The 25,241-nt window shown below is 72.1% G+C and carries 26 protein-coding genes; 10 read left to right on the top strand and 16 right to left on the bottom strand.

What is annotated here, in order from left to right; translation table 11 throughout:
- Positions 1–13 precede the first annotated feature (13 nt).
- A complete protein-coding gene (locus FPZ12_RS25150) occupies positions 14–997 on the bottom strand; it encodes an Acg family FMN-binding oxidoreductase (protein ID WP_144760765.1) in 984 nt (327 codons plus the stop codon).
- Positions 994–1,947: a nitroreductase family protein gene (locus FPZ12_RS25145; protein WP_243770014.1), complete on the bottom strand. Its 954-nt coding sequence runs from the start codon at positions 1,945–1,947 to the stop codon at positions 994–996. Before FPZ12_RS25145 ends, FPZ12_RS25150 begins: the two co-directional genes overlap by 4 nt.
- Before the next feature lie 226 nt (positions 1,948–2,173).
- Between FPZ12_RS25145 and FPZ12_RS25140 the strand changes: the two genes are divergently transcribed.
- Positions 2,174–2,620, top strand: a complete 447-nt coding sequence (locus tag FPZ12_RS25140; protein WP_144760762.1) for a hypothetical protein — start codon at positions 2,174–2,176, stop codon at positions 2,618–2,620.
- A gap of 54 nt (positions 2,621–2,674) precedes the next feature.
- Entirely contained in the window at positions 2,675–4,396 is a 1,722-nt protein-coding gene (locus FPZ12_RS25135; protein WP_243770013.1) for a sensor histidine kinase, read from the top strand.
- A 3-nt stretch (positions 4,397–4,399) separates the two neighbouring features.
- Here FPZ12_RS25135 and FPZ12_RS25130 read toward each other — a convergent pair whose 3' ends face one another.
- A complete protein-coding gene (locus tag FPZ12_RS25130) occupies positions 4,400–5,788 on the bottom strand; it encodes a DUF4389 domain-containing protein (RefSeq protein ID WP_144760759.1) in 1,389 nt (462 codons plus the stop codon).
- A gap of 257 nt (positions 5,789–6,045) precedes the next feature.
- A complete protein-coding gene (locus FPZ12_RS25125) occupies positions 6,046–6,759 on the bottom strand; it encodes a universal stress protein (RefSeq protein ID WP_150980494.1) in 714 nt (237 codons plus the stop codon).
- A gap of 208 nt (positions 6,760–6,967) precedes the next feature.
- Between FPZ12_RS25125 and FPZ12_RS25120 the strand changes: the two genes are divergently transcribed.
- From FPZ12_RS25120 to FPZ12_RS25110, 3 genes are all read left to right on the top strand, one after another.
- Positions 6,968–7,366 (top strand): pyridoxamine 5'-phosphate oxidase family protein, encoded by a 399-nt coding sequence (locus FPZ12_RS25120; protein WP_144760849.1) that lies wholly within the window; start codon positions 6,968–6,970, stop codon positions 7,364–7,366.
- A 71-nt stretch (positions 7,367–7,437) separates the two neighbouring features.
- Complete coding sequence (locus FPZ12_RS25115; protein WP_144760846.1) at positions 7,438–9,204, top strand: FUSC family protein; 1,767 nt, start codon at positions 7,438–7,440, stop codon at positions 9,202–9,204.
- An 18-nt stretch (positions 9,205–9,222) separates the two neighbouring features.
- A complete protein-coding gene (locus FPZ12_RS25110; protein WP_144760843.1) occupies positions 9,223–9,630 on the top strand; it encodes a hypothetical protein in 408 nt (135 codons plus the stop codon).
- Positions 9,631–9,661: 31 nt separating this feature from the next.
- Here the strand turns inward: FPZ12_RS25110 and FPZ12_RS25105 are convergent, their stop codons facing one another.
- From FPZ12_RS25105 to selA, 3 genes are all read right to left on the bottom strand, one after another.
- Complete coding sequence (locus FPZ12_RS25105) at positions 9,662–10,048, bottom strand: anti-sigma factor antagonist (RefSeq protein ID WP_166462894.1); 387 nt, start codon at positions 10,046–10,048, stop codon at positions 9,662–9,664.
- 150 nt (positions 10,049–10,198) lie between these two features.
- Positions 10,199–11,932 (bottom strand): selenocysteine-specific translation elongation factor, encoded by a 1,734-nt coding sequence (gene selB / locus FPZ12_RS25100; RefSeq protein ID WP_144760837.1) that lies wholly within the window; start codon positions 11,930–11,932, stop codon positions 10,199–10,201.
- A complete protein-coding gene (gene selA, locus FPZ12_RS25095) occupies positions 11,920–13,206 on the bottom strand; it encodes an L-seryl-tRNA(Sec) selenium transferase (protein ID WP_144760834.1) in 1,287 nt (428 codons plus the stop codon). The genes selB and selA overlap by 13 nt, the downstream gene beginning before the upstream one ends.
- 68 nt (positions 13,207–13,274) lie before the next feature.
- Between selA and selD the strand changes: the two genes are divergently transcribed.
- Complete coding sequence (selD, locus tag FPZ12_RS25090) at positions 13,275–14,267, top strand: selenide, water dikinase SelD (RefSeq protein ID WP_144760831.1); 993 nt, start codon at positions 13,275–13,277, stop codon at positions 14,265–14,267.
- 17 nt (positions 14,268–14,284) lie between these two features.
- Here the strand turns inward: selD and FPZ12_RS25085 are convergent, their stop codons facing one another.
- Complete coding sequence (locus FPZ12_RS25085; RefSeq protein ID WP_144760828.1) at positions 14,285–14,578, bottom strand: hypothetical protein; 294 nt, start codon at positions 14,576–14,578, stop codon at positions 14,285–14,287.
- Positions 14,579–15,022: 444 nt separating this feature from the next.
- Here FPZ12_RS25085 and FPZ12_RS46915 point away from each other — a divergent pair, with 444 nt between their 5' ends.
- On the top strand, positions 15,023–15,151 hold the full coding sequence (locus FPZ12_RS46915) for a hypothetical protein (RefSeq protein WP_279537832.1): 129 nt from the start codon (positions 15,023–15,025) through the stop codon (positions 15,149–15,151).
- A gap of 7 nt (positions 15,152–15,158) precedes the next feature.
- Here the strand turns inward: FPZ12_RS46915 and FPZ12_RS25080 are convergent, their stop codons facing one another.
- Positions 15,159–15,758, bottom strand: a complete 600-nt coding sequence (locus FPZ12_RS25080; RefSeq protein WP_144760825.1) for a PASTA domain-containing protein — start codon at positions 15,756–15,758, stop codon at positions 15,159–15,161.
- 51 nt (positions 15,759–15,809) lie between these two features.
- Entirely contained in the window at positions 15,810–16,709 is a 900-nt protein-coding gene (locus FPZ12_RS25075; protein ID WP_144760822.1) for a cobalamin-binding protein, read from the bottom strand.
- Between the two features lie 72 nt (positions 16,710–16,781).
- Between FPZ12_RS25075 and FPZ12_RS25070 the strand changes: the two genes are divergently transcribed.
- The 3 genes from FPZ12_RS25070 to FPZ12_RS25060 are packed head-to-tail and all read left to right on the top strand — an operon-like array spanning position 16,782 to position 19,107.
- Positions 16,782–17,795 carry an LLM class flavin-dependent oxidoreductase gene (locus FPZ12_RS25070; RefSeq protein ID WP_150980490.1) on the top strand — a complete coding sequence of 338 codons (1,014 nt, stop codon included), beginning with the start codon at positions 16,782–16,784 and terminating at the stop codon, positions 17,793–17,795.
- Positions 17,796–17,806: 11 nt separating this feature from the next.
- Positions 17,807–18,805: a GDSL-type esterase/lipase family protein gene (locus FPZ12_RS25065; protein WP_144754200.1), complete on the top strand. Its 999-nt coding sequence runs from the start codon at positions 17,807–17,809 to the stop codon at positions 18,803–18,805.
- On the top strand, positions 18,802–19,107 hold the full coding sequence (locus FPZ12_RS25060; protein WP_144754197.1) for a DUF6191 domain-containing protein: 306 nt from the start codon (positions 18,802–18,804) through the stop codon (positions 19,105–19,107). Before FPZ12_RS25065 ends, FPZ12_RS25060 begins: the two co-directional genes overlap by 4 nt.
- A gap of 287 nt (positions 19,108–19,394) precedes the next feature.
- On the opposite strand, the gene FPZ12_RS25055 is transcribed toward FPZ12_RS25060, so the two are convergent.
- From FPZ12_RS25055 to FPZ12_RS25030, 6 genes are read right to left on the bottom strand one after another with little or no spacing between them, the layout of a single operon-like run.
- Positions 19,395–19,592 carry a helix-turn-helix domain-containing protein gene (locus FPZ12_RS25055; protein ID WP_144754194.1) on the bottom strand — a complete coding sequence of 66 codons (198 nt, stop codon included), beginning with the start codon at positions 19,590–19,592 and terminating at the stop codon, positions 19,395–19,397.
- Positions 19,593–19,602: 10 nt separating this feature from the next.
- Positions 19,603–20,178 carry a LutC/YkgG family protein gene (locus FPZ12_RS25050; RefSeq protein ID WP_144754191.1) on the bottom strand — a complete coding sequence of 192 codons (576 nt, stop codon included), beginning with the start codon at positions 20,176–20,178 and terminating at the stop codon, positions 19,603–19,605.
- Positions 20,175–21,626 carry a lactate utilization protein B gene (locus tag FPZ12_RS25045; protein WP_144754216.1) on the bottom strand — a complete coding sequence of 484 codons (1,452 nt, stop codon included), beginning with the start codon at positions 21,624–21,626 and terminating at the stop codon, positions 20,175–20,177. Before FPZ12_RS25045 ends, FPZ12_RS25050 begins: the two co-directional genes overlap by 4 nt.
- Positions 21,627–21,643: 17 nt before the next feature.
- Positions 21,644–22,369, bottom strand: coding sequence for a (Fe-S)-binding protein (locus FPZ12_RS25040; RefSeq protein WP_144754187.1), 726 nt, complete (start codon positions 22,367–22,369; stop codon positions 21,644–21,646).
- Positions 22,366–23,817 carry a rhamnulokinase gene (locus FPZ12_RS25035; RefSeq protein WP_208025997.1) on the bottom strand — a complete coding sequence of 484 codons (1,452 nt, stop codon included), beginning with the start codon at positions 23,815–23,817 and terminating at the stop codon, positions 22,366–22,368. Before FPZ12_RS25035 ends, FPZ12_RS25040 begins: the two co-directional genes overlap by 4 nt.
- Positions 23,817–25,232 carry an L-fucose/L-arabinose isomerase family protein gene (locus FPZ12_RS25030; RefSeq protein WP_144754184.1) on the bottom strand — a complete coding sequence of 472 codons (1,416 nt, stop codon included), beginning with the start codon at positions 25,230–25,232 and terminating at the stop codon, positions 23,817–23,819. Before FPZ12_RS25030 ends, FPZ12_RS25035 begins: the two co-directional genes overlap by 1 nt.
- Between the last annotated feature and the right edge of the window lie 9 nt (positions 25,233–25,241).

The following is a 25,241-nucleotide window of genomic DNA, read 5'->3' as shown; positions in this document are numbered from 1 at the left end:
TGTCCAGGGGAACCTACCGACGCGGCAACGTCTTCACGTCCACGACCTCCGCCAGTGCGCGGCGAGGCGTCGCCCCCGCTGCGGTGCCGTAGCCGATGCGTAGCAGGGTATGGACTTCGCCGCGGCCGCGGAACAACTCACCGAGCGCGGCCCGGGTGCCGGCGACCTCGAAGGGCTGCGACAGAAACGAGACGCTCAGCTCGAACGTCGTCGCGGCGAGGAGGACATGTTGCATCGCCATCCCGGCCTGGACGTCCGCGCGTGCCCCGCGGCCCGGGGTGAGCAGCGCGGCCAGTAAGGGCTGTTGCTCGAACTCGCGCGGTGGGAGGTCGTCGCCGCCGGTGAAGCGGCGCATGGCGATCACACCGTCTCTCTCGGGCGGCGGGCCAGCCGCACCACGCGGCACACCGTCGGCGGCCTCGGCGGGACGGCCGGTCCACTGCGCGGTCTCGGCGGCGTAGCGCTCGTCGACGGACTGGATGTGTTCGGCGCGGCGGATGAGCTCGGCGATCATGTCGTACCGGCCGGTCCCGTCGATCAGATCCAGGGTCGCGCCGCTCTGCAAGGCCGCGGCCGACAACGCCGTCCGGATCCGGAAGGACACCGGCCGGTCGAAAAACGGGCGCCGGTTGGTGTGCCTGCGCCGGACCGCGGCGGCCAGCGCGCGTTCCGGGGCCGCGGCCCGCCAGTCACGACCGGTCTCGACGACGGCCAGCAGATCCTTCTCCGCGTGGTCCGGCAGCACACCGACATCGGCACCGCGACCCGCCGCGCGCAGTGTGACCGCGAGGTTGAACACGGCCGCGCCGCAGGACAAGCGGGCTTCGCGCGCGTCGGGGTCGGCTACGGAGAGCACTCGCTCGCGGTCGAGCCACCCCTCGATCCGGTCACCGTCGACGACGAACCGCCACGGCTGCGTGTTGTGTGGCGACGGCGCGAGAACGGCCGCGTGCAGCGCGTGCTCCAGCAGTTCGGGCAGGGTGGGTTCGGCGGTCACGGCGTCTCCCTCGCGGTCACGGCGGCCAGCGCGGCGGCGGGCGTCGCGGTCACCGGGTAACCCAGCCGCAGGAGCAGCTGCGGGAAACCGGGCAGATTCAGCCGTTCGATGAACCCGGCCCGCACCTCGTGCAGGTGCAGCGGCTGCGTCAGCACCGAGCCGACCAGCCCGCGCGCCACGGCCCGCAGCCAGGTCCGCTGCATCACCGCCCCGGCAGCCAGGTGGTCCCGGCGGGTGTCGTCCGGGGTCACGACGACGAACAGGCCTTCCCGCGCCAGCCGGTCCGCCAACGTCCTGGCGTCCGGCAGGTGGGTGTGCGCCGTGACCAGGCCCGTCCACGGCAACGTCGAGTTCTCGGGCAGCGGTTCCGGGAACTGCGTGGACCAGGCGCGCAGCTCGCGTTGGTAGGCCCGGTCGTCCCGGAGGACGCGGCCGGCGTAGCAGAGCAACTCCGCGAGCGAGTCCTGTTCGGTGACGACCCTCGCTTCGGCACCGTCGCCGCCCCCGAGGAGTTCCCGCAGGTCAGCTGCGGTAAGCACGTGTGAGCTGAACGGGGCACGGTAGCTGTGGCGGCGGAAGATCGCGGAGTACAGGCTGAGTTCGTCGTCCGTCGCCTCGTATCGCCGCGGCGCGGTGACCGAGGCCAGCAGGCCGGAGCGCGCGCTTTCGGGGAACAGCACGGTTTCCGGCCGCCGGCCGAGCGCGCACACGGCCAGCTCGAGGTTCGCCAACGCCGCCCCGCACGAGATGATCCTGTCCCGCCCGGTGGGATCGTGGCGGGGCAGCTGGGCCTCGGCCCGTTCGTACAGTTCGGCGCGGTCCGCGACGGCTTCGACCGCCCACGGCCGCAGGTTGTGCACCGACGGGGCCCGCTCCACGGCGCGCGCCAGCAGGCCTGCCTCCGCGCTCGACCACGTCATGGTGCGGACCTCCGTGTTCGCTTCGGACACTCCCCCAGCCTGTGCCATCGCGCTCCCCGCCGGGTAGGTCCGGCGGTCCTTTCCCGCGTGGGTCCTTCGGCCCTGCCCGGCAGGGCCGGAGTACCGCTGAAAGCGCTTTCTCCTACGGTGGCCCGCGACGGTTCCACTGTGGACCGGGGGCTTCTCGTCACGAACGGAAAACACTCTGGCGCGGGCGGGCGAACTGGGCCAGGATCGGAGGGGGAAAGGAGTGGCTGTGCCCGGAAGAACGTTGTCCCATCACGAATGCGTGAAGCGCGCGCGTTCACCCGAGCGTTACCACCGGGCGCGGCTGTCGATCGACGGGCGGGAGCCGGAGCGGTATGGGTGCTTCGTGCTCGACGACGGGGATCTGCTCGTGCCCACCGGCCCGGACCGGTCACTCGTGCGCGCGGCCAGCGGTCGCCCGGTCGTGGTCACCATTTCGCAGCCGGGCCGCGGTGAGCCGGGCTGGACGATCACCGGGATGGGGCTGGCCCGCCCGCTCGTGCCCGCGGACAGGCCACGGCCGGTGCCGCACACCACGGGCGCGCTCGCGGGCCGGTTCGCCAACGGCATCCGCATCGTGATGGCGCGGCTGACGGGCTGGGAGGAGCTCCCGGCGCCGCGCATCCCGCCGCAGCGCGAGCCGCCGGCGCAGTCCCCCGCCGTCCGTCCACAGTAGACGGTCCGGCGCCGTGGTCTGGTGCTTTGCCCCTGCTGATGTCAAGCTAATCGGGTGGGCGACGGAACCGGTGAAAGACCTTCGCTGCGCGGCACGCTTTCCCAGCTCCGCTTGCGCGAGCTGCTCAAGGAGGTGCAGGACAGCGTCGAGCAACTGGTCGGCGCGCGCGACCAGATGGACGGGCTGCTGGAGGCCATGCTCGCGGTCGCGGGCGGCCTCGAGCTCGATGCCACGCTGCGCCGCGTCGTGCACGCCGCGATCGAGCTCGTGGACTGCCGCTACGGCGCGCTGGGCGTGCTCAACCCGGACAAGATCGGGCTCGCCGAGTTCGTCTTCGAAGGGGTGAACGAGCAGGTCAGGGCCGAGATCGGGGAGCTGCCCGAGGGACACGGCCTGCTCGGGCTGCTGATCGAACAGCCGAAGCCGATCCGGCTCGGCGACCTGTCCCGGCATCCGGCCTCGAGCGGGTTCCCGCCGCACCACCCGCCGATGAAGAGCTTCCTCGGGGTGCCGATCCTGGTGCGGGACACCGTTTTCGGGAACCTTTACCTCACCGAGAAGACGGACGGCCAGCCGTTCACCGAGGACGACGAAGTGGTCGTACAGGCGCTCGCGGCCGCGGCGGGGATCGCGATCGAGAACGCCCGGCTGTACGAGGACGCGCGGCTGCGCCAGCAGTGGCAGGAGGCCACCAGCGAGATCCGCGCCGAGCTGCTGTCCCGGCCGGACTCCGACACGGTGCTGGAGCTGATCGCCGAGCGCACGCTGGCGCTGACCGGCGCGGACTACACCTTCCTCGCCCGCCCCGAGGATCCGGAGCTGCCGCCGGAGGAGGTCAGCGCACTCGTGGTCACCGTTTCCGCCGGGCTCGGCTCGGACTCCCTGCGCGGGCGCCGGATCCCGGTCGAAGGCTCCAGCTGCGGCGAAGCGTTCCGCACGGCGGCGCCGGTCCGCATCGCGCAGCTGCGCTACGACCTCAGCAGAGGTCTGGACGAGGATTTCGGCCCGGCCGCGATTCTCCCGCTACGCGCGTCCGCCGGCACGGCGTCCGGTGTGCTCGTCGCCCTGCGCAAACCGGGCGCCAAGCCGTTTTCCAGCTCGCAGGTGCCGCTCGCGGCGTCGTTCGCCGACCAGGCGGGCCTCGCCCTGCAGCTGGCCAGCGACCAGCAGCGCCTGCACGAGTTCGAGGTGCTCGCCGACCGCGACCGCATCGCCCGCGATCTGCACGACCACGTCATCCAGCGCCTGTTCGCGCACGGGCTGGCGCTGCAGAGCACCCGCCTGCGCACCCGCTCCCCCGACATCCAGAAACGGCTCGCCGACGCCACTTCCGACGTGCAGAGCATCATCGCCGAGATCCGCACCGCGATCTTCGACCTGCACAGCGGCCCGGAGGGCACCACGCAGCTGCGCAAGCGGCTGCACGAGGTGATCGCCGAGCTCACCGGCGAGAGCGAGATCCAGACCGTGGTGCGGATTTCCGGCCCGCTCGGGGTGATCTCCGCGCCGCTGGCCGACCACGCCGAGGCCGTGGTGCGTGAGGCGGTCAGCAACGCGGTGCACCACTCGGGGGCGGAAAACCTGGTGGTCACCATCTCGGTCGACGACGATCTCGTCATCGACGTCACCGACGACGGCCGCGGGATGCCCGGCGTCGTGGCCCGCAGCGGGCTGCACAATCTGCGCGAGCGCGCCGAGGACGCGGGCGGGAATTTCGTCATCGAAAGCCCGCCCGACGGCGGGACGAAGCTCGTCTGGAGCGCCCCGGTTTCCTGACCTTCAACGGCTTCCGGCGGGCGTGTCGGCCTGCTTTCCCCTCGAGGCGCGGTGCACGGGCACGGCGATCAGCAACACGCCGCATACGAGGAACACGGCCCCGCCGACGAGCACCCCGGTCGCGATCCACGTCAGGCCGGGCACCGTCGCGCCGGCTTCGGCCCGGACGTCGAGGCCGGGCGTGCCGTCGGGGTGCAGGACCACGGCGGTCCAGTTCCCCGGCCGCAGCGGCCACTGCACGGTCCGCGGCCCCGGCCCCGAAGACCGGGCGACCCAGATCCCGGCGTCCTCCGGGAGCACCGCGGGCGCGGATCCACTGTGGACACTGACCGCGCCGGACGAGACGTCCCGCACCGTGGTGTGCCCGACGCCGGCGAGGTAGCGCCCGGCGTCGGCGGACGCGGCGATGCCGACGAACAACGGCGTCCCGGCGTCCGTGGCGGAGACCCGCAGCCGTACGTCGCCGAACAGGTCCGCGGGCGAGTCCCAGCCGTCCAGGGTCACCGGGCCGGTCGCGAGCGCGTATTCGCTGGTGTGGAAGGAATCCGACACCGACACGTAGCCGTCGGCGTCACGCCCGGCCTGGTCGGCCCACAGCAGCGTGCCGCCGCCGGTGAGCAGGCCCATCGCGGCCAGCGCGAGCACCGCGCCCGCCACCACCGACGTGACCCGGCCGCCGGTCCAGCGGTGCACGGGCCAGCGCGCGCCCTCGCCGGGACGGCCGGGGCCGCCCGGGTCCGTGCCGCCGAGGTCGAGCCGGAACGGCGGGTAGACGTCCGTCATCAGCGCGGCGTAGGCCCCGGCGCGGACCACCCAGCGGTCCATGCCGAGCACGAAGTCGTAGACCGGTTTCGGGTAGGAACCGGTCACCAGCAGCACCACGCCCGCGACCAGGACCAGCACCCCGATCAGCCCGCCTGCCGCCCACTGGAAGTGCCCGGGCCAGGACTGTTCCGAAACCCAGATCCCGCCCCCGGCGAACAACGCGGCGATCAGGTAGTGCGGCAGCCCGATCAGCCACTTCACCAGCACGAGCCCGCGCGAGAGCCGGTCCGGGTAGTCGACCTCGAGCCGCGCCGGGTAGGTGGGTACCTCGGCCAGGGTGAACGGCGGGTACGCGTCGGTGCCCAGCGCCGCGTAGGCGTAGTAGTGCACGCGCCAGCTCCACCGCAGCACGCCGACGTTGAAGTCGAAGATCGCGCGCGGGTAGCGGCCGGTGACCAGGATCGCGAAGAACGCCGCGACCGTCAGCACCGCGAACGCCACCCACAGCAGCGCGAGCACGAAATAGTGCGGCACCGCGAGCAGCCATTTGACCAGCCACAGCCAGCGGGACAGGTGCCCGGCGGGCTCCGCCTCGACCCGCACCGGGAACGGTTTACGCGTCTCCATCTCGACCCCTTAGGAAATGTTTTCGAATGTGGTTTGCGTGGCGGTGCGGGTAGCGGCCCCTCCCGTCGCCCGCCACCACCCTCAACGGACGCGCTGCGCGGCGGAGCCCATTCAAGGCGGCCCCTGGCTGTGGGATCGCCTCATCATGAATGCCCATTCACCACTTCGGCGCTGTCCTCGCCAGGAACCACCTCAGAACCCCCGGCGGTGCCGGTTGACGGCCCACAGCAAGCGGCTCCGCCACTGACAGACAGGACCTAGGTCGCACTCACCGGCACGATCAGCAGCGGGCACCCCGCGTGGTGCAGCAAGGTCTGGGCGGTGGAGCCCAGCGGCAGCCCGGGAAACCCGCCGCGCCCGCGGGCTCCCGCCACGAACAGGCAGGCGTGCTCGCTCCAGCGCACTGACTGCCGGCGGGGATGGTCGTGTTCGATCACCAGCCGCACGGCGACGTCGGGGAACTTGCGCTCCCACTCCGCCAGCGCCTCGGCCGCTGATCCGCCGCGCGGCTCACCGACCGTGGCGTGCAGGGCGACCAAAGGCGACTGCCGCAGAGCGGCTTCCTCGAAGGCGAGCGCCAGGGCCGGCTCGCTGCCGGCGCTACCGTCCACGCCGACCACCACCGGCCCCTCGCCGACCCCGGGCAGCTCGCGGCCGCGGGTGACGGCGACCGGGCAGCGCGCGTGCGCGATCAACCCGGTCGCCGTCGCGCCGGCGGCCCCGAGCACGACCATCACCGCCCCGGCCGAGCGACGCAGCAGCGCCCGCACCGGTTTGTCCACAGTGGACTCGATGCAGACCTCGACGCGTTCGTCCACGGCCACCGGTGCCTCAAGCCGCTCACCCGGCGCGCTCGCGCAGTGCACGAGGTGCAACGGCATGCCCCGGCGGACGGCTTCGGCCGCGCTCCACCGGACGGCCCGCTCCGCCGCGCCCGACCCGTCCATCCCGACCACGATGGGGGCGCTCATGGCTGCTCCCTCCCGCCCGTTCCCGCTGTCCCTCCAGGCTTCGGCACCGGCGCGGCGGGGCGAAGGGGCCTTGGTCCCTTCTGCCGGGGGCCGAGGGTCACGGAACGCGTACGCCCCCGGGTTTTGAGGACTTCCTGCCCTGACCCCCGGCGTGGCACCCGAGCAGAATCGGGGGCAGCGAGATCCACTCACGGCGAAGAGACGTCCCATGTCCCAGATCCGGCCGCTGACGCCGAAGGAATGCGTCGATCTGCTGGCCGCCACCCCCATCGGCAGGCTCGCGTTCTCCGAGGACGCGCTGCCCGCGATCCACCCGGTGAACTTCTTCCTGCACCGCGGCGACATCATCGTGCGCGCCGGTGGCACCGGCGCGCTGGACAGGCTCGGGCACACCGTGGTGGCGCTCCAGGCGGACCGGATCGACAAGAACAGCCACATCGGCTGGAGCGTCGTCGCGGTCGGGAAGGCCACCGCGATCGCGGCCGTCGACGGGCCGGCGGACCTGGCTCCCGGGGCGCGCACCCGTTTCCTCCGGATCCCGATCGAGATCATCACCGGCCGCCTGGTCCGGCTGATCGACGACGATCCGGGCGCCGCCGCGAGCTGACAGTCCACTTCGGACATCCGGCCGCGCCGTTAAACTCCTTCCGTCCCCTGTGCCCGGAACGGAGGAAGAACTTGACGGAGTGGAGCCGGTTCGCCGGAGCGTTCCGCACCCGGTGGCCGGTGGGCCTGCGCGCCGGGCTGAGCGTGGGGATCCCGCTGCTCGTCCTGGTGCCGGCCGGCAGGCCGGACTGGGGCGCGATCGCCTCGCTGGGCGGGATAGCCGGGGTCTACGGGGCCGGGACGCCGTACCGGTACCGGGTGCGCCTGGTCGCCGCGATCGGGCTGGCGCTGGCGGTGGTGGTGCCGGTGAGCAGCCTGTGCGGTTCGGTGCCGTGGCTGTCGGTGCTGTTCGTCGGCGTGGTCGCGGGGGTGGCCGGGTTCGTCTGCCTCGCCACCCGGATCGCGCCGCCGCGGGAGTACCTGATCATCCTCGCCACCCTCGTGGCCACCGGCACGCCCGTGGACTTCCGGGGAGCGATGACCGAATTCGCCCTCGTCGCGGGCGGGGCGCTTACGGCGTTGCTGGTGGCGGCGCTGGTGCTGCCCCGCACGCCGGAGACAGGCACCGTGGCGCGCGCGTGGCAGGCGATCGACGAAGTGCTGCGCACGGCGGGCACGCCGCAGGCGGGCGGGGCGCGGCGGCAAGCGGTGAGCGAGGTAACGCGGGCGAGGGAGACGTTGCGGCAGGCGCGCGCCGGGCGCGGGGATGAGCGCACCCGGTCGCTCGCCGCGGCGGAAGTCGTGCTCACGTGGGCGCTGTCGGTGTCGATCGACGCCAAGGCGCCGTTGGACCCGGCGTCCTGGGAGGCGGCGCTGCACCGGCCGGGCGAGCGTACCGACGCGCCGGAGCTGCCCGGGTTGCGCGAGATTTCCCTGACGGCGGACCGAATCCTGCGTGGCGAGGCGGTGGACGAGGTCGAGCCCGCCCGGCTCAGCCTCACCGAACGGCTCAGGGACGCGCTGAACCCGCACGCCGTCGTCCTGCCCGCCGCCGCGCGCACCGGTGTCGCGGTCGCGATCGGGGTGTTGCTGGGGCGGCTGCTGGGGCTCGGCCACGCGTACTGGGTCGGGCTGACCGTGGCCGCGGCTTTGCAGGCCACCAACGTGACGCTGCTGGTCCGGCGGGCCGCGCATCGCATCGTGGGCACGATCGCCGGGGTCGCGCTGGCGGCGGTGGTGTTCGCGGCCGATCCGCCGCTGCTCGCCGTCGCGTTCGTGGTGATCGTCGCGCAGGGCGTGTCGGAGATCCTGATGCCGGTGTCCTACGGCGTCGCGGTCGTTTTCGTCACGCTGGTGCCGCTTTCGCTGTACGACCTGGCGGTGCCGTCGGCCCAGGTCAGCAGCGCGGTCGGGGCCAGGGTGCTGGACACGGCGATCGGCGCGGTGCTCGTGGTGCTGCTGCGGGTGCTGCTGTGGCCAAGGGCGACGGCCGCGCGGCTGCCCCAGGTACAGGCGCGCACGCTGCGGTCGGTGGCGGAGGTGTTCCGGGGCCGCTGGCTCGACGGGGACGAGGCCGAGCTGCGGGAGAATCGGCGGCTGCTGCGTGAGCAGGTGCTGGACCTGCACAACATCGCCGAGGACGCCAGGGCCGATCGCGTCCGCGGCCGCGACACCGACCGGATCACGCTCGCCGTGGACGAACTCGCGATGCTGGCGCTCGGCGTCCCGTTCGGGCGCCCGCATCCGGCGCGGGAACAGGGCGAGCGGCTCGTGAACGGGCTGAGATCACTGGCCGACGCGCTGGGCCGGGGCACGGCGCCGGGCGAACGGCCGCCGCCGATCCCGGGCTACCCCCGCGTCAGCGCGGCGAGCGAATTGCTGGCGACTTCGCTGGGCTGACGTGGTTTCCTGGGAGGTATGGACGAGCGACCGCCCTTCCTCGACGAGCACCACGTGCTGACCGGCGCTTCGCAGGGCGCGGTGTGGCAGTCCCTCACCGACCTGCTCCACGCCCGGCAACCGGGCGCGGAGGTGGTGGCCCGGCTGGTGGGTGCCGGCCCGCGAGGGGACGGGCCGCCCGGGTTCACGGTGGCCGACACCGTGCCGCCGCAACGCCTGCGGCTGACCGGGCGGCACCATTTCTCCCGCTACGAACTGGTGTTCCTCGTCGAGCCCGATGGCGATCGGACAAAGCTCAGCGCGCGTTCGTACGCGGAGTTCCCCGGTGTGCTCGGCCGCCTCTACCGGGCGGCCGTGATCGGCAGCGGGGCGCACCGGGTGCTGGTGCCCCGGCTGTTGCGGGGCATCGCCCGCCGCGCGAGCTGATCAGGCGGCGCCGCTCGTCCGTTGTGGACAGTCAAGGGGACTGGACCGCGGCCAGCGCCTCGTCCATCGTGGGTGAAACCGGGAGCACCTCGCCCAGCCCGGACATCGTGATCGAGCGCAGCACGGGCCGCGACGAGCTGACGATCCGCAGCGACACCCCGCACCTGTCACAGCTTTCGAGCTCCCGCACCAGCACGACCAGCCCCGAGGACCCGAGGAACCCCACCTCGGCCAGGTCCGCGATCAGCCGCCCCGACGCCGCTTCCCGCCGCGCTTCCCTCAGCTGTTGCGCCAGATGCCCGGCGTTGGCCAGGTCGACCTCCCCGGCGACCCGGACCACCACCGCGTGCTCCCCTGTTTCCCTGCGCACCCGCAGATCCCGCGGGGCTCTGCCCGGCGTGCCGGGAATCTCAGGCATGTAAGTCATTCTCCGCCCTCCAGATGTGCACAACCGGTGCCGCTGAAGAAAGCGGCGGGCTGGAGGGTCCAGCCCGGGGACAATCCCGACCGTAATCAGTCTGGCCGCGAAAGCAACCCCCCATACCCCGCACGGGGCGGGTAATCCCGCTCACCGGTCCTTTGTGGACTCCACTCGCAGCCGCCGGGTGCCGTCCTCCCGCCGCCGGGTGAAACCCTTGCCGTCCAGCAGTTCCAGGAGGGGGACGACGACGCGGCGGGTGCTGTCCAGCGCGCGGCGGGCGTCGCTCACGGTGAAATCCGCGCCGAGTCCTTCGAGTATCCCGGCCGCTCGTTCGAGCGCGCCGGGCCCCAGCACGACTTCCGAGGTGATCCGGGTCAGCCTGCCGGCGCGTTCGGCCGCCGCCAGTTCCTTCACGCCGAGCCCGAGCGCCCGCAGTTCGCCCGCTTCCGGGGCGCGGAACGGGCGGTCCGCCAGTTTTTCCTCGATTTCCCGCACCGCACTGTCCACTCGCGCGGGCAGCGCCGTGCCCGGCCGCCGCACGAGCCCCTCCGCCACGGTCAATGTGGTGCCCTCCAACAGCGGCCCGGCCAACGCCGAGGGCAGCTCGAGCCGCTGCGCGAGCGCGTCGACCGGCATTCCCGCGGCCACGGGATGTTCGGCCAGCCAGGCACCGGCGACGGGCACCGCGCGGGCTCGCAGCGTGGCCCAGTTTTCCTCGTCGACCAGCCATTCCCCCACGCGCAGACCGGTTTCCGGAAGGCCGCGCGCGTGCGCTTCGCTCGCGCGCAGGAAACGCGGGATACGGGGCGGCGCGGACAGTTCGGCGTCGCGGGCGCGCGCGGCGCCCCGCCCCCGCAGGCGCGGCGGGCGGGCGTCGAGCACGTCGATCCCGGCCGGGATCCGGTGTTCGCCGGGATCGCGCAGCAGCCCGCGATCGCCCCGGCGCAGCGGCAACGCGCGCGAAAGGATCAGCCGCGCGGTGTCGCGGCCGAGCGGGCGGATCCGGCAGTTCACCCCGGCGGAACCCAGATGCAGCACCAAGTTCCGCTGGAGTTCAGCCGCCTCGGCGCCGCGCAGCCGGACATCCGCCTCGGTCGTGGTGAACCAGGCGCCCGGGGTGAGCAGCGCGTCGCCGCGGGCGATCCGCTCGCGGTCCACTCCCCGCAGGTTCAGCGCCACGCGGGCGACGGCGGCGGCTTCGTCCCGGGATTCGCCCAGCAGCTGCAGACCGCGGATGTGTACCGAAGTGCCGTCGGCGACTACGAGTTCGCCGCCGGCACGCACACTTCCGGCCGTCAGCGTCCCGGTGACCACCGTGCCCGCACCCCGGATGCTGAAGCTGCGGTCCACCCAGAGCCGGACGTCGGCGGCGGTGTCCGGCGCGGGCAGCCGGGCCGCGAGCCGGGTCAGTTCCGTGCGCAGCTCGGGCAGTCCTGCCCCGGTCGCTCCGCTGACCGCGACGGCGGGCACCTCGCCCAGCGATGTTTCCGCGAGCCGCGCGCGGGCCTGCGCGAGCGCGGGGCCGGGGTCCGCGCGGTCGGCCTTGGTGACCGCGAGCAGTCCGTGCCGCACGCCGAGGGCGTCCAAAGCGGACAGATGCTCCTCGGACTGCGGCATCCAGCCCTCGTCCGCGGCGACGACGAACAGCACCGGCGGCGCCGTGCCGACCCCGGCGAGCATGTTGGCCACGAAACGTTCGTGCCCTGGCACGTCGACGAAGGCGAACGTCGTGCCAGCGAGCGTGGTCCAGGCGAAGCCGAGGTCGAGGGTCAGCCCGCGCCGGCGTTCCTCCGCCCAGCGGTCGGGTTCCATCCCGGTCAGCGCGCGGATCAGCGTGGACTTGCCGTGGTCGACGTGGCCCGCGGTCGCTACGACGCGCACCGGCGCACCGCCTCCGCCAGCTCACCGTCCTGGTCCGGGGCGACGGTGCGCAGATCCAGCAGGCACCGGTCCCGCTCGAGCCGCCCGACCACCGGTGGCGTGCCCGCGCGCAGCAGCTCCGCATACCGCCGGGGGAGGCTCACCGCGGCGCTCGGCAGCGGCACGCCGGGCGCGCCACCGCCACCGACTTCGGCGACGCTGCCGACCGCCCGCGCGCCGAATTCGGCCAGCGTCTCCGCGAGCCGTTCCGCCCGTTCCGTCAGGCTTTTCAGTGACGTGTCCAGGGCTGCCCGCACCGGCGGCACCGGCCCGCGCAGCGAAGCCTCCAGTGCGGCCAACGTCAGCTTGTCGACGCGCAGGGCCCGCGCCGCGGGATTGCGCCGCAGGCGCTGGACGAGCTCCGCGTCGCCGAGAATCAGCCCGGCCTGCGGGCCGCCGAGCAGCTTGTCACCACTCGCCGTGACCAGGCTCGCGCCGGCCCGCAGCGCGCTTTCCGCGTCCGGCTCGTCGGGCAGCGCCGGATGCGGGGCGAGCAGGCCGGAACCGATGTCGGCCACCAGCGGGACGCCGAGACCGGCCAGCTCGCCGAGGCCGGGGCTGGCGGTGAACCCGGTGATCCGGAAGTTCGACGGGTGGATCTTGAGCACGAACCCGGTGGCCGGGCCGATCGCTTCGGCGTAGTCCCGCACGTGGGTCCGGTTCGTGGTCCCGACTTCGCGCAGCTTCGCGCCCGCGGACTCCAGGAGTTCCGGGATGCGGAACCCGTCGCCGATCTCCACCAGCTCGCCGCGGCTGAGCACGATTTCCTTGCCGGGCGCCAGTTCCAGCGCCGTGAGCAGGAGGGCGGCCGCGTTGTTGTTGACGACATGCACCTCGTCCGCGGCGGGCACGGCCTCGGCTAGCGCGGCGAGCGCTCCCGCGCCTCGCTTGGCGCGGCGCCCGGTCTCCAGATCGAACTCGACGTCGGTGTAGCCGCCCGCCTCGGCGACGGCTTCGAGCGCCGCCTCGGACAACGGCGCGCGCCCGAGGTTGGTGTGCACGATGACGCCCGTCGCGTTGAGCACCCGCCGCGACGAGGCGGCCGTGGGCGGCAGTGTGGCCAGCACTTCGGCCACCACGTCGTCGGCCTTGAGAAAACCTTCACGAACTCGCTGCTGCGCCGCCGCGACGGCCGCTTTGACGACTCCACGGCCGAGCCTGCGTTGCGCCTGCCCGAGTTCGGGACGGGCGAGCACGGCGTCCGTCCGCGGCACGGATCGGCGCGGGTCGGTCATGGCGTCATCCTGCCAAGTCCCCGGCTCGTACGCAGCGCTCCGCGGGCGGCGGAACGAGAATGGCGGGCATGACGGTACGGCTCACGCACTACGCGCACGGCGGCGGCTGCGCCTGCAAGATCCCGCCGGGCGAACTGGAACAGGTCGTGTCCGGGCTCACCGGGCGCGGACCGCGTAACCCCGCGGGCGAGTTGCTCGTTGGACTGGACGCGGGCGACGACGCGGCCGCGGTGCGCATCCGGGACGGGCTCGCGGTGATAGCCACCACGGACTTCTTCACGCCCGTGGTCGACGATCCCTACGACTGGGGCCGCATCGCAGCGGCCAACGCGCTTTCCGACGTCTACGCCATGGGCGGGACGCCGGTCGTCGCGGTGAACCTGCTCGGCTGGCCGCGCGAAACGCTGCCGTTCGAGCTCGCCGCCGACGTGCTGCGCGGTGGTCTGGACGTGTGTACCGCGGCGGACTGCCACCTCTCCGGCGGGCACAGCGTGGACGACCCGGAACCCAAGTACGGGCTGGCCGTCACCGGCACGGCGGACCCGGAACGCTTGCTGCGCAACGACAGCGGCGAACCGGGCACGCCCCTGTCCCTGACCAAGCCACTGGGCATCGGCGTGCTCAACACCCGGCACAAAACGACCGGAGAGCGCTTTCCGGCCGCGATCGACGCCATGACCACGCTCAACGACACCGCGTCGGCGGCGGCGCTGCGGGCGGGGATCACCTGCGCCACCGACGTGACCGGGTTCGGCCTGCTCGGGCATCTGTACAAGCTCGCGCGGGCCAGCGGGGTCACCGCGGTGCTCGATTCCGCCGCCGTGCCCTACCTACCCGGCGCGAGGGAAGCCCTGCGCGATGGTTACGTCAGCGGGGGCACGCGCCGGAACCTCGAGTGGGTGCGCCCGCACACCGATCTCAGCGCCATCAGCGAGGACGAGGCGCTCTTGCTCGCCGACGCGCAGACTTCGGGAGGCTTGCTCGTGGCCGGGGAAATCCCGGGCGCGCCGGTCGTGGGCGAACTCACCGCCCGGGGAGAGCACACCGTGGTCGTCCGCTGATTCTCCACTGTGGACGGCTAGGTTTCCCGCAGCAGCAAGGACAACCGGCCGTGCGCGGCCACCAGCTCGGTGGCGCTCTCGTCGTGCCGTCGCGCCTTGGCGTAGGCGAACGCGCGGCCGAGTACGTCCAGCGTGCCGGGCTCAGCCACGGCGAGCACCGCGCTGGCGGCAGCGGTGGTGTCCGCCAGACCCGCGAGCATCGCCGTCACCTCGGGCGCGCTCGCGTCCACCGTCATCGCGGCCGCGAGCAGCCGCAGCTGGGTGTGCAAACAGTGCAGTACCGCCACATCTCCATCGTCGCCGGTGCCCATGTCACCCCTCCCGAGGCCGGTTCCCCGCCGGCCGAAGCTGGGACGCCCGTGGCACGGGCTCGTGACGGTAATAGCGGCGGAATTCTTTTCCCGGTGGCGGCGATTACACCGGGCAACATCAAAATTCACCCGGGTATGGGATTCGTTCGGGGCAATCCGATGATTACCGTCGGGGCTGTGCAGTGCAGGAGGTCGCGGCACGCGAGGGGGTTTAGTGAAGGACGATCGGGATACTTTGAGTAACGGCACGCGGGTCACTTACACGATCCGCACCCGTACGGGGGAACCCGCGCGGCTGGCAAGGCGCGGAACTGTTGTCGGAGAACCGATTTTCGACCGGTACACCACACACGTGTGGGTGCCTGTACAGCCGGACGGCTCCTCGGCCGACATCGAGCCGAGTCTCGTCCGGAAGGACAGCATCATCGAAGTGCTGGAGCGGTCATGAACCCCGAAGAAAAACCGGTGACCGGCGAATCCGCCGAACCGACCCCGATTTTCGAAGCCGTGCTGACCGAACTGCTGGTGCGCGCCGAACGTGAGCCCGTCGCCGCGGGCGCGGAAAGCCCGTGACGAAGAATCAGTTCACCGTCTGATCGGTGATCTCGTCTTTCATCTTGCGCCCGGTCCGGGGTTCAGGTTCGGGCCGCCGTGGCTCGCGCACGCCACCTTCGCCACGGTCCACCCACAGCCGCACGAGCGAACCGGGCGGCACGCGGGCGCCGGATTCCGGGCTCTGGTCGGTCACCACGCCGCCCGGGCGGTCGAGCACGTCCAGCGGCACGTCGCCGGGGTCGGGGCTGACCGCGTGCAGGTCTTCCTTCTCCAGCAACGCGCGGGCGTCCTCGATGCTCCGGCCGATCACGTTGGGTACCTTCACCGACGAACGGCGGCGGTGCCGCGCCGAGCGGCCGCTGACGGGCTCCGGAGCGGGCGCCGGTTCGTCGATGTCCCGCCAGCGTTCCCACGCCGACTGCCTGGTCACGCCGAGGCGCACGGCGATCTCAGACCACGACCGGCCTTCGGCGCGGGCCGTGCGCACGGCCTCGAACTCCGTCTGATCGAGCAGGCGCCGGACCAGCCCGAGATCGTCCAGCGCGGAAAGCGCTTCCCCCGGGGCCGAGCCCGACCACCCGGCGAGCCGCCGCCACGCTTGCTGAGCTTCGTCCCACGGGTCCATGACCTCACCTCGCTGTCAGGATAGCCTGACAACGAGGGCGACTCCAGGCTCTTATCCGGCGAGACGCGCTTCGCCCGGGCTCACCGGGGCGCCGACCGTGACTCCGTGAAGGACGTGCGCGAGCACCTCGGCGCCGCGGACGACGCGCGGCCCGGGCCGGTTGAAGTAGGCCGGGCCGTCGACCACCCACACCCGTCCTTCGCGGACTGCGGGCAGGTCAGCCCAGCCGGGCCGGGTCGCGAGCACGTCCAGCTCGGCGACCGTCCTGTCCGGCGTGAGGCCGCACGGCATCAGCGCGATCACCTCGGGCCCGGCGTCGAGCACCGCCTGCCAGTCCACCGGCTCGGTGTGCTCGCCCGTGTTCGCCAGCAGGGGAATTCCGCCGGCCGTGTCGAGCTGTTCCGGCACCCAGTGCCCGGCGGGCCACACCGGATCGAGCCACTCGATGGCCGCCACCCGCGGCCGCGGCCTGCCCGCGACGGCCCGCCGCACGTCGTCCAGGCGCGTTTGGAGTGCGGCGATGCGGGGCTCGGCGTCGACGCCGAGCCGGTCCGCGACCTGGCGCAGGCAGTCGAAGATCCCGTCGAGCGTGCGGGGTTCGAGGCTCAGGACTTCCACGCCCGCGTCGAGCACGCGCACGGCTTCGGTGACCCGGCGATAGGACACCGCGCAGACTTCGCACAGGTCCTGGGTGAGCACGAGATCCGGCGCCAGCCCGGCGAGCAGCTCGGAGTCCAGCGCGTACAGCGACGAGCCCTGGTGCCCGCCCACGGCGGTGGAGATTTCGCGGCTGCTGAGCCGTTCCGGCTCGATCGCGCTGCCTGTCACCACCGGCACGGTCGAGACCGCGGCGGGCCAGTCGCATTCGTGGGTGCGGCCGACCAGCGCGGGCAGGCACCCGAGCTCGGCGACGATGTCCGTCGCGGCGGGCAGGAGCGACACGATCCGCATGCCGCCAGTGTCTCACGTGGTGAACTCCCGCCCGGCCGGTGACAGAATCGGAGGGGACGAAAGGGGGGCGCGGTGCCACGCGCTTCGGAACCGTTGCGGAAACTGGGTTTCCTCACCATCGGGCTGTTCGACGGGGACGATCCCCTGCCGGGCCACGAGTCGACGCTGGAGATCATCCGGCTCGGCGAGGAGCTGGGGTTCGACAGCGCTTGGGTGCGCCACCGGCACCTTCAGTACGGGATCTCGTCGCCCGTCGCGGTGCTCGCGGCCGCGTCACAGCGCACGAGCCGCATCGAGCTGGGCACGGCGGTGATCCCGCTCGGCTGGGAAAACCCGCTGCGCCTGGCCGAAGACCTCGCGACGGTCGACATCCTCTCGGGCGGGCGCCTCAATCCCGGCCTGTCGGTTGGGCCGCCGATGCACTACGAACGGCTCAAGGAAGCGCTCTATCCGGACACGGCCGACGTCGAGGATTTCAGCTACGAGCGGATGCGCCGGTTCGTGGACGCGGTGCGGGGTCAGCCGGTGACGGACTTCAGCGGCACCGAAGGGTTCGAGGTGTTCTCGGACCGGGTGCAGCCCCACTCCCCCGGGCTCGGGCGGCGCCTGTGGTACGGGGGCGGGAGCCTGCGTTCGGCGCAGTGGGCGGGCGAGCACGGGATGAACTTCCTGACCAGCAGCGTGGTCAAGGCCGGCGAGAGCACCGATTTCGCGGAGATCCAGCTGTCGCACGTGCGGGCCTTCCGCGCCCACCACCCCGACGGCGACCGGGCCCGGGTTTCGCAGGGGCTCGTCGTGATCCCGACCGACAGCGCCACCCCGGCGCAGCGCGCGAAGTACGAGGCATACGTCGCGAAGCGGACTCCACGCACGGCGGAGCCGCAGGGACCGGCGCGGTTGTTGTTCGCCAAGGACGTGATCGGCACGTCGGCGGAGATCGCGGAGCAATTGTACGCGCACGTGGCCTTCCAGGAGATCGACGAGGTCGCGTTCGCGCTGCCGTTCACCTTCGAGCACGAGGACTACGTGCAGATCCTCACCGACATCGCCACGAAACTCGGCCCGGCGCTGGGGTGGCGCGGCTAAACTCCGGTCGTGTGATCGAACTGCTGCCGGATGATCCCCGGCTCGGCCTGCGCGGGCACGCGGAACTGGTGCGGGAGGGCGGGTGGTGGCAGCCTTACCGGTTGCCCGCCGACCACTCGATGATCCACCCGGAGCTGCTGCCGCCGGTCCGGACGTCCGCGGGGGTGCGGCTCGATCTCGTCACCGACGCCACCGCGCTGGAATGGCCGGTGGAAGTGTCCCCTGTGGACAGTCGCCCGCCCGCGCCGGTCGAGCTGCTGGCGGACGGGGAACCGGTGGCGCGCAAGGTGATCAGGGGCGCCGGGGTGTTCGCCGCCGAGGGGTTGCGGCCGGGCGCAAGGCTGGAGGTGTGGCTCCCGCAGTTCGGCTCCAGCCGCATCGGGCCGGTCCGGTTGGAGGGCACGCACGTCGAGGCCGGCGGGCCGCGTCCGCGCTGGATCGCTTACGGCAGCTCGATCACGCAGTGTGCCCAGGCGGCGGGCCCGAGCACGACGTGGCCCGCGCTCGTGGCGCGCGCGAACGGCTGGGATCTGCGGTGCCTGGGGTTCGCCGGGCAGTGTCATCTGGATCCGCTGGTGGCGCGGTTCGTCCGGGACAGCCCGGCCGGGCTGATCAGCCTGTGCCTTGGCATCAACATCCACCGCCGCGCGAGCTTCACCGGCCGCTCCCTGGTGCCCGCGATCGCGGGTTTCGTCGCGACGATTCGTGACGGGCATCCCGAGACCCCGATCGTGCTGCAGACCCCGATCTTCGACCCGGACGGCGAAACGCTGGCGAACACGGCCGGGCTGACGATGCCCCAGGTGCGGGAACTGCTCGCGGAGGCCGCGGAAACGCTCGGGCTGCCGCTGATCGACGGGCGGACGGTGCTCACGTCCGACGAAACGCACCTGCTGGAAGACGGCCTGCACCCGAATGCCGAGGGCTACCGCTTGATGGCGGAGCGGCTCACTCCCCTGCTCGGTGCCCACCTGCCGCGGAACCCCGCGGTGGCTCCGGTCGTGGGGTGAGCGTGGTGGTGTCGATCCTCGAGTGGAGCATTCCGGGCGGGATGCTCGCGGTGGTGGCCGTCGGCCTGTTCGAACTAGCGCGGCACAAACGCCGCAAGCGCAGGGGCACGCCGATCACGGCCACGTACATCAACGAGGTCACCGCGATGTTCTACGGGACGAAGCGGATGGAACTCGACCACCGGGACGCCGTGGAAATGCTCCGCGAGGAGGACGCGCAAGGCGCCCCGCCGCGCTCCCGGGTGGACCTGGACAAGGGCGTCGCGCAGCTGAGGATGGAGAACGGCCGGCGCGAGTTGTAGTGGCAGGGCGCCCGCCCCGCGCCGGAAGGCGACCGGTGAGGGTTGTGGCGGCTTCTCCCTTGCACACCAACGCAACCCGGCAACGCGAAGCGAGCCGTCCCACCGACCACACCCCTCCACCGCCCCGATCCCCAGCCGTCTCTTGCGATCTTGACGCTGGGTCAAGGCATCTTTCCCGCCTTGACGCGGCGGCAAGATCGCGAACACTAAAAGATCGGGGCGGCGGAGGGGTGCACACAGCGCGCGCTACGCGCGTCCGTTGCTGTCTCAAATCGAACCGAACAATCTCAAAGCAGTCCTCGCCGGGCAGCCCACACCACGGCCTGAATGGGCGCGCCCAGCCCGAGCCGGTCGCAGATCGCCCGTAGGCGGCGGCGCACGGTGCGGTCGGAAAGGGCGAGCCGCCGGGCGATGGCGTCCAGCGGGAGTCCTTCCGCCAGCAGCTCCAGGAGTGCGATGTCCTCTTGCTCGAGGGCCGCGGTCACCGAAGCCTCCTCACGGCACGACGATCACGTGCAGGGCGCGCGGGCCGTGGACGCCCTCGACCCGGTCCAGTTCGATGTCGCTGGTGGCGCTGGGCCCGCTGATCCACGTCTGCGGCCGGGCCGGGTCCAGGCGCGCGATGGCCTGCGGGACCCCGGGCACGATCTGGTCCTCGCTCAGCACGCACACGTGCTTGTCCGGCACCAGGGTCAGCGCGCGGCGGCCCTGGCCTTCGCCGTGGTCGAGCACGATCGTGCCGGTGGTGGCGATGCCGAGCGCCGCGGTGGTGACGACGGCGTCGTAGTCGTCGAGGTCCGGGGCGTCCGGCACGCCCTCGATGTCCACCGGAAAGCCTTGTGGTACCAGCACTTTCCGCGCAGGCCCGAGCGCCTTGCTGATCACGCCGGGCAGTTCGTCGCGGCCGCAGCGGGTCAGGTCCGCGCGGTAGTCCACGACGCGTTCGGCGAACAGGTCGACCACGTTCGACGCCGCCACGGAACGGTATCCACGCGGGACAGGCCGTTCCGTGCGGTCGGCGCCGTGCAGCGCGCCCCGCACGGCGGCGAGGATTTCGTCACGGGCACTCATTTCCGGCCTCCCTTGCGCCACCACGCACGGAACGACTCCACCGGCGGCGCCGGCATGTCACGCGCGTTGGTCCACAACGAACCCGGCCACGGCAGCCGGCCGAGCGCCCGCCGCCCACCCGGCAGCACACGGCGCCCGAAGCGGGTGAGCACCTTGTTCGCCACACCCAGACCGCGCTCGGCGAAGCTCAGCCGGCGCGCGTCGGCGAACATCCACGACGCGGATTTCATCGCCAGCGCCTCGGGTTTCGGCGGCCCGGCACGATGCGCGTCGACGACTTTCGAGCGCAGGTGCACGAGCACCTCGGGGATGTCGATCCGCACCGGGCAGGCGTCGAAGCACGCGCCGCAAAGGCTTGAGGCATAAGGCAGCGAGTCGGTCTGCTCGTCCACTCCGACACCCTTGAGCAGCGGGTTCAGGATCGCGCCGATCGGGCCGGGGTAAACCGAACCGTAGGCGTGCCCGCCCGTGCGCTCGTACACCGGGCACACGTTCAAACAGGCCGAACACCGGATGCAGCGCAGCGCCTGACGGCCGACCTCGTCGGCGAGGGCGCGGGTGCGGCCGTTGTCCAGCAGCACCACGTGTGTCTCTTGTGGACCGTCGCCGGGCGTGCTCCCCGACCACGTCGAGGTGTAGGGATTCATCCGCTCCCCCGTGCTGGAGCGCGGCAGCAACTGCAGGAACACGTCCAGATCCGCCCACGTCGGCACGATCTTTTCGATCCCGACCACGGACACCAGCACCTCGGGCAGAGTCAGGCACATCCGCCCGTTGCCCTCGGACTCGACCACCACGAGCGTGCCGCTCTCGGCGACCGCGAAGTTCGCCCCCGAGATCGCCATGCGAGCGCGCAGGAACTTCTCGCGCAGGTGCAGCCGCGCGGCCCCGGCCAGTTCGGCGGGCTCGTCGGACAGGTTCTCCGGCGCCGGGCGGCCCGCGGCGGCCATTTTGGCGCGGAAGATCTCACGGATTTCCGCGCGGTTGCGGTGGATCGCGGGCACCAGGATGTGGCTGGGCAGGTCGTCGCCGAGCTGCACGATCAGCTCCGCCAGGTCGGTCTCCCACGCCGTGACGCCGTGCTCGGCGAGCGCTTCATTGAGCCCGATCTCCTGGGTGGCCATGGATTTCACCTTGACCACTTCGTCGACCTCGTGCCGCTTCGCGATCTTCGCGACGATCTCGCACGCCTCGGCCGCGTCCCGCGCCCAGTGCACGACGGCGCCGCGTTCTTGCAACGCCGTTTCGAGGGTGAGCAGGTGCTCGTCGAGGCGGTGCAGGACGTTGTCCTTGATCGCCTCCCCGGCCAGGCGCAGCTCCTCCCACTCGTCCACCTCGCCGACGACCGCGGCGCGCTTGGCGCGGATCGTGCCGGTGGCGTGCGCGAGGTTGCGGCGCAGCTGCGAATCCGCCAGCGCTCCCCGGGCCGCCTCCGGAAACGCGGGCATACCGACGAAAGTGGCGGTCACGCGTCCTCCTCGGTCGAAGCCAGCACATCGGCCAAATGCAGCACCCGGACCCCGCTGCGTTCGCGGGACAGCATCCCGCCGATGTGCAGCAGGCAGGAGTTGTCACCCGCCACCAGCACCTCGGCCCCGGTCTCGCGCACGTGCCGCGCCTTGTCCGCGCCCATCGCCGTGGACGTCTCGGCGTTCTTCATCGCGAACGTGCCACCGAACCCGCAGCACTCCCGCGCGGCGGGCAGCTCCCGCAAATCCAGCCCGCGCACGGCTTTCAGCAGTTGCAACGGCTTGTCCCCCACGCGCAGCATCCGCAGCGAATGGCACGTCGGGTGGTACGTGACGCGATGCGGGAAGTACGCGCCGACGTCGGTCACGCCGAGCACGTCCACCAGGAACTCGCTCAGCTCGTACACCTTGGGCGCGCCCTCGGCGAGCCGCTCGTCCTTCGCGCGGCGCGCGATGATCGGGTGCTGGTGACGCACCGACCCCGCGCACGAACCCGATGGCGTGACAATCGCGTCGTACCCCGCGAAGGCGTCCGTGAACGCGCGCACCACGGGCACGGCCTCGTCGAAGTAGCCGGTGTTGACCATCGGCTGGGCACAACAGGTCTGCCCTTGCGGGAAATCCGCCTCCACGCCGAGCCGCGACAGCAGCCGGAACACCGATTTCCCGGTGTCCGGGAACATCGCGTCGTTGATACAGGTGACCAGTACCGCGACCTTCACGCCACACACCCCGCCGTCAACCGGCCTTCCGCGGCCGCCCACTCGTTTTCCCGCCCCGAAGGCTCGTACCGCCGCAGCGCGTGGGTCTCCCGGATCAGCGCCCGCATGGCCGCGAGGTCCGGAAGATCCGCGCCCAGGGTACGCGCCTGCACCAGGATGTTGCCCAGCGCGGCGGCTTCGACCGGGCCCGCGAGCACCGGCGCTCCGCACGCCTCGGCGGTCAGCCGGCACAGTAGTTCGTTGCGCGCCCCGCCGCCGACGATGTGCACGATGTCGACCGGACGGCCCGATATCTCGGCGGCCTGGCGCACGGTGCGCCGGTACGCCAGTGCGAGGCTGTCGATGATGCAGCGGACCATCGCGGCCCGGTTCGCGGGCGGGCGCTGCCCGGTCTCGCGGCAGGCGGCCACGATCCGTTCCGGCATATCACCCGGGGGGAGGAAAGCCGGGGCGTCGATGTCCACGACCGCCGCCAGCGGCGGCGCCTCGGCGGCCTCGGCCAGCGCGGTGGCCACGTCGATCCGCTCGCCACGCGCGTTCCACAGCCGCAGGGTTTCGCTGAGCACCCACAGGCCCATCACGTTGCGCAGGAAGCGGATCCTGCGGTCGACGCCGCCTTCGTTGGTGAAGTTCGCGGCTCGCGCGGCCTCGCTCAGCTCGGGCTCGTCCAGCTCCAGGCCGACGAGCGACCACGTGCCGGAGGAGATGTAGGCGAAGTTCGCGCCGGGCTCGGCGGGCACCGCGACGACCGCCGACGCCGTGTCGTGCGAGCCGACCGCGATCACCGGCAGCTCGGGCAGCGCCAGCTCGGCGGCCGGCTCCGGCAGCAGCGTGCCGATCCGCTCCCCCGGCTCCCGCAGCGGCGGCAGCAATCGCGCCGGGATACCGACACGCGCGGCCAGCTCCGGCGCCCACGTCCGCGCGCGCACGTCGTAGAGCTGCGTGGTGGAGGCGTTGGTGCGCTCGGCGCCGATCTCACCGGTCAGCCAGTACGCCAGCAGATCCGGGATCAGCAGCATCCGGTCCGCGGCGGCGAGCCGGTCCTTTTCGGACACCAGCTGGTATAGCGTGTTGAACGGCAGCTGCTGCAGACCGGTGATCTCGAACAGCTCCCGCTCGGGCACGGTTTGCACGACCCGTTCGAGCACGCCGTCGGTGCGGGAATCGCGGTAGTTCACCGGGTTGCCGAGCAGCGCGCCATTGCGGTCGAGCAGGCCGTAGTCGACCGCCCAGGAGTCGATGCCGACCCCCTCGACCGCGCCCGCTTCCTGCAGGCCGGTGAGCAGCTCGCGGTGAATACCCAGGATGTCCCAGTACAGGGTCTTCCCGGCGCGGACGCCGCCGTTGGTGAACCGGCGGACCTCCTCCACCTCCAGCGTCGCGGGCCCGACCGTGCCGGCCATCACCCGCCCGCTGGAGGCGCCGAGATCGACCGCGGCCAGCCTCATCACACCCGCACCACGGTGAGTTCGAGTCCGAGCAGATCCGCGACCGCGGCCAGCTCCGCGGCGCGGTGGCCGGTGCCCAGCGCCCAGTGGTGGTCCACGCCGGTGGCCGACCACGCGTCGGTCCACTCGCCGGGATCGCAGCCGAAGTCGACCCGCGAGGTGGTGTTGCCGATCTTGAGCAGCGGGCCGGGCACGACCTCGCCCTCGGAGGCGACGAGCCGGAAGGTGCCGTCCCGCAGCTGTCCCAGCCCGAGCAGGGTGACCGGGCCGTGCTTGACGTCGAACTCCACGGACACGCCCCAGCCGCGTTTGCCGTGGTACACGCCGAGCCCGCGCAGCAACGGTTTCCGCGCGCTGATCGCCAGGTGCGCCGGGCCGTCGTGGCCCATCTCGACCACGTTGTCGTGGAAGTTCAGCGCCTGCAGCTCGGTGAACGAACCGCCGGCGCCGATCCGGTCCATGATCAGCATGGCCAGGGAGTTGCGCAGCTCGTACTCCCCCGCCGCCGGGATCCCGCGCGCGGTGAGCAGGGACGCGCCGAGGATGAACCCGGCGCCCACCCGCTCGTGCAGCTCACCGTCGAGCCCGCGGTGGTAGTAGGCCAGTGAGTCGAGGGAGAAGTCCTCGACCAGCCTGTCCAGCGCGACCGAAACCTTGGCGCCCCAGGCGAAATCCTCTTCGACGACGGAATCGTCCACAGTGAACACTTCGCGGGCGAGCGCCATCCGTGCCTTCGTCTCGGCGTCGGTGACCTTCTCCACGCGGACGCGCAGGTCGTCGATCTCCAGGATCTCGACGTGCCCGCCGAGCTGCGCGGAGACCAGTGTCGGGTCGGTCGAGACGTCCATCATGCCCGGGTACAGGTGCCCGAGCAGCCCGTGCCTGCCGTGCCGCAGCGCCGCGCGCACCCCGGCCGCGGACATCCAGCGGCCGATCTTCGCCCAGGCGCGCTCGTCTTCGAGATAGCCCGACACGGAACGGAATTCGACGCCCGCGCGGCGGAACGCGTTCGCCATCTCCGGCAGCGGGCAGGCGCCGCAGTAGGCCAGCCAGGCGCCGGTGTCGAAGGTTTCGTGGTCCATCGCCTCGGTCGGCTGCAGGTTGATCAGCAGCACCGGCGAGCCGCTGCGCCGCGCGATGGGCACGAGCATGCTGGACGTGAGGTAGGTGGTGAGGAAGCCGATGATCAGGTCGCAGTCGGCCACCCGCAGCTTTTCCGCGGCCGCGGCGCCTTCCTCGGCGTCGGAGACGAACCCGGCGTCCACCACTTCACAGTCCATTCCGGACAGTCGCCCGGCGACCCGCCGCGCCGAGGCCCGCAGCCGCGGCAGCAGCTCCGGGAACTGCGGCCAGTACGCGCCCAGCCCGCCGGCCACGAGGCCGATCCGGGTCTTGCGCGGGGTGATGCGGTCCATGGTTTCCCC

The organism is Amycolatopsis acidicola (assembly GCF_007713735.2).
Lineage (GTDB): Bacteria > Actinomycetota > Actinomycetes > Mycobacteriales > Pseudonocardiaceae > Amycolatopsis_E > Amycolatopsis_E acidicola.
Note: the sequence above shows the minus strand (reverse complement) of the source record. Positions and strands in the feature narration are given on the sequence as shown.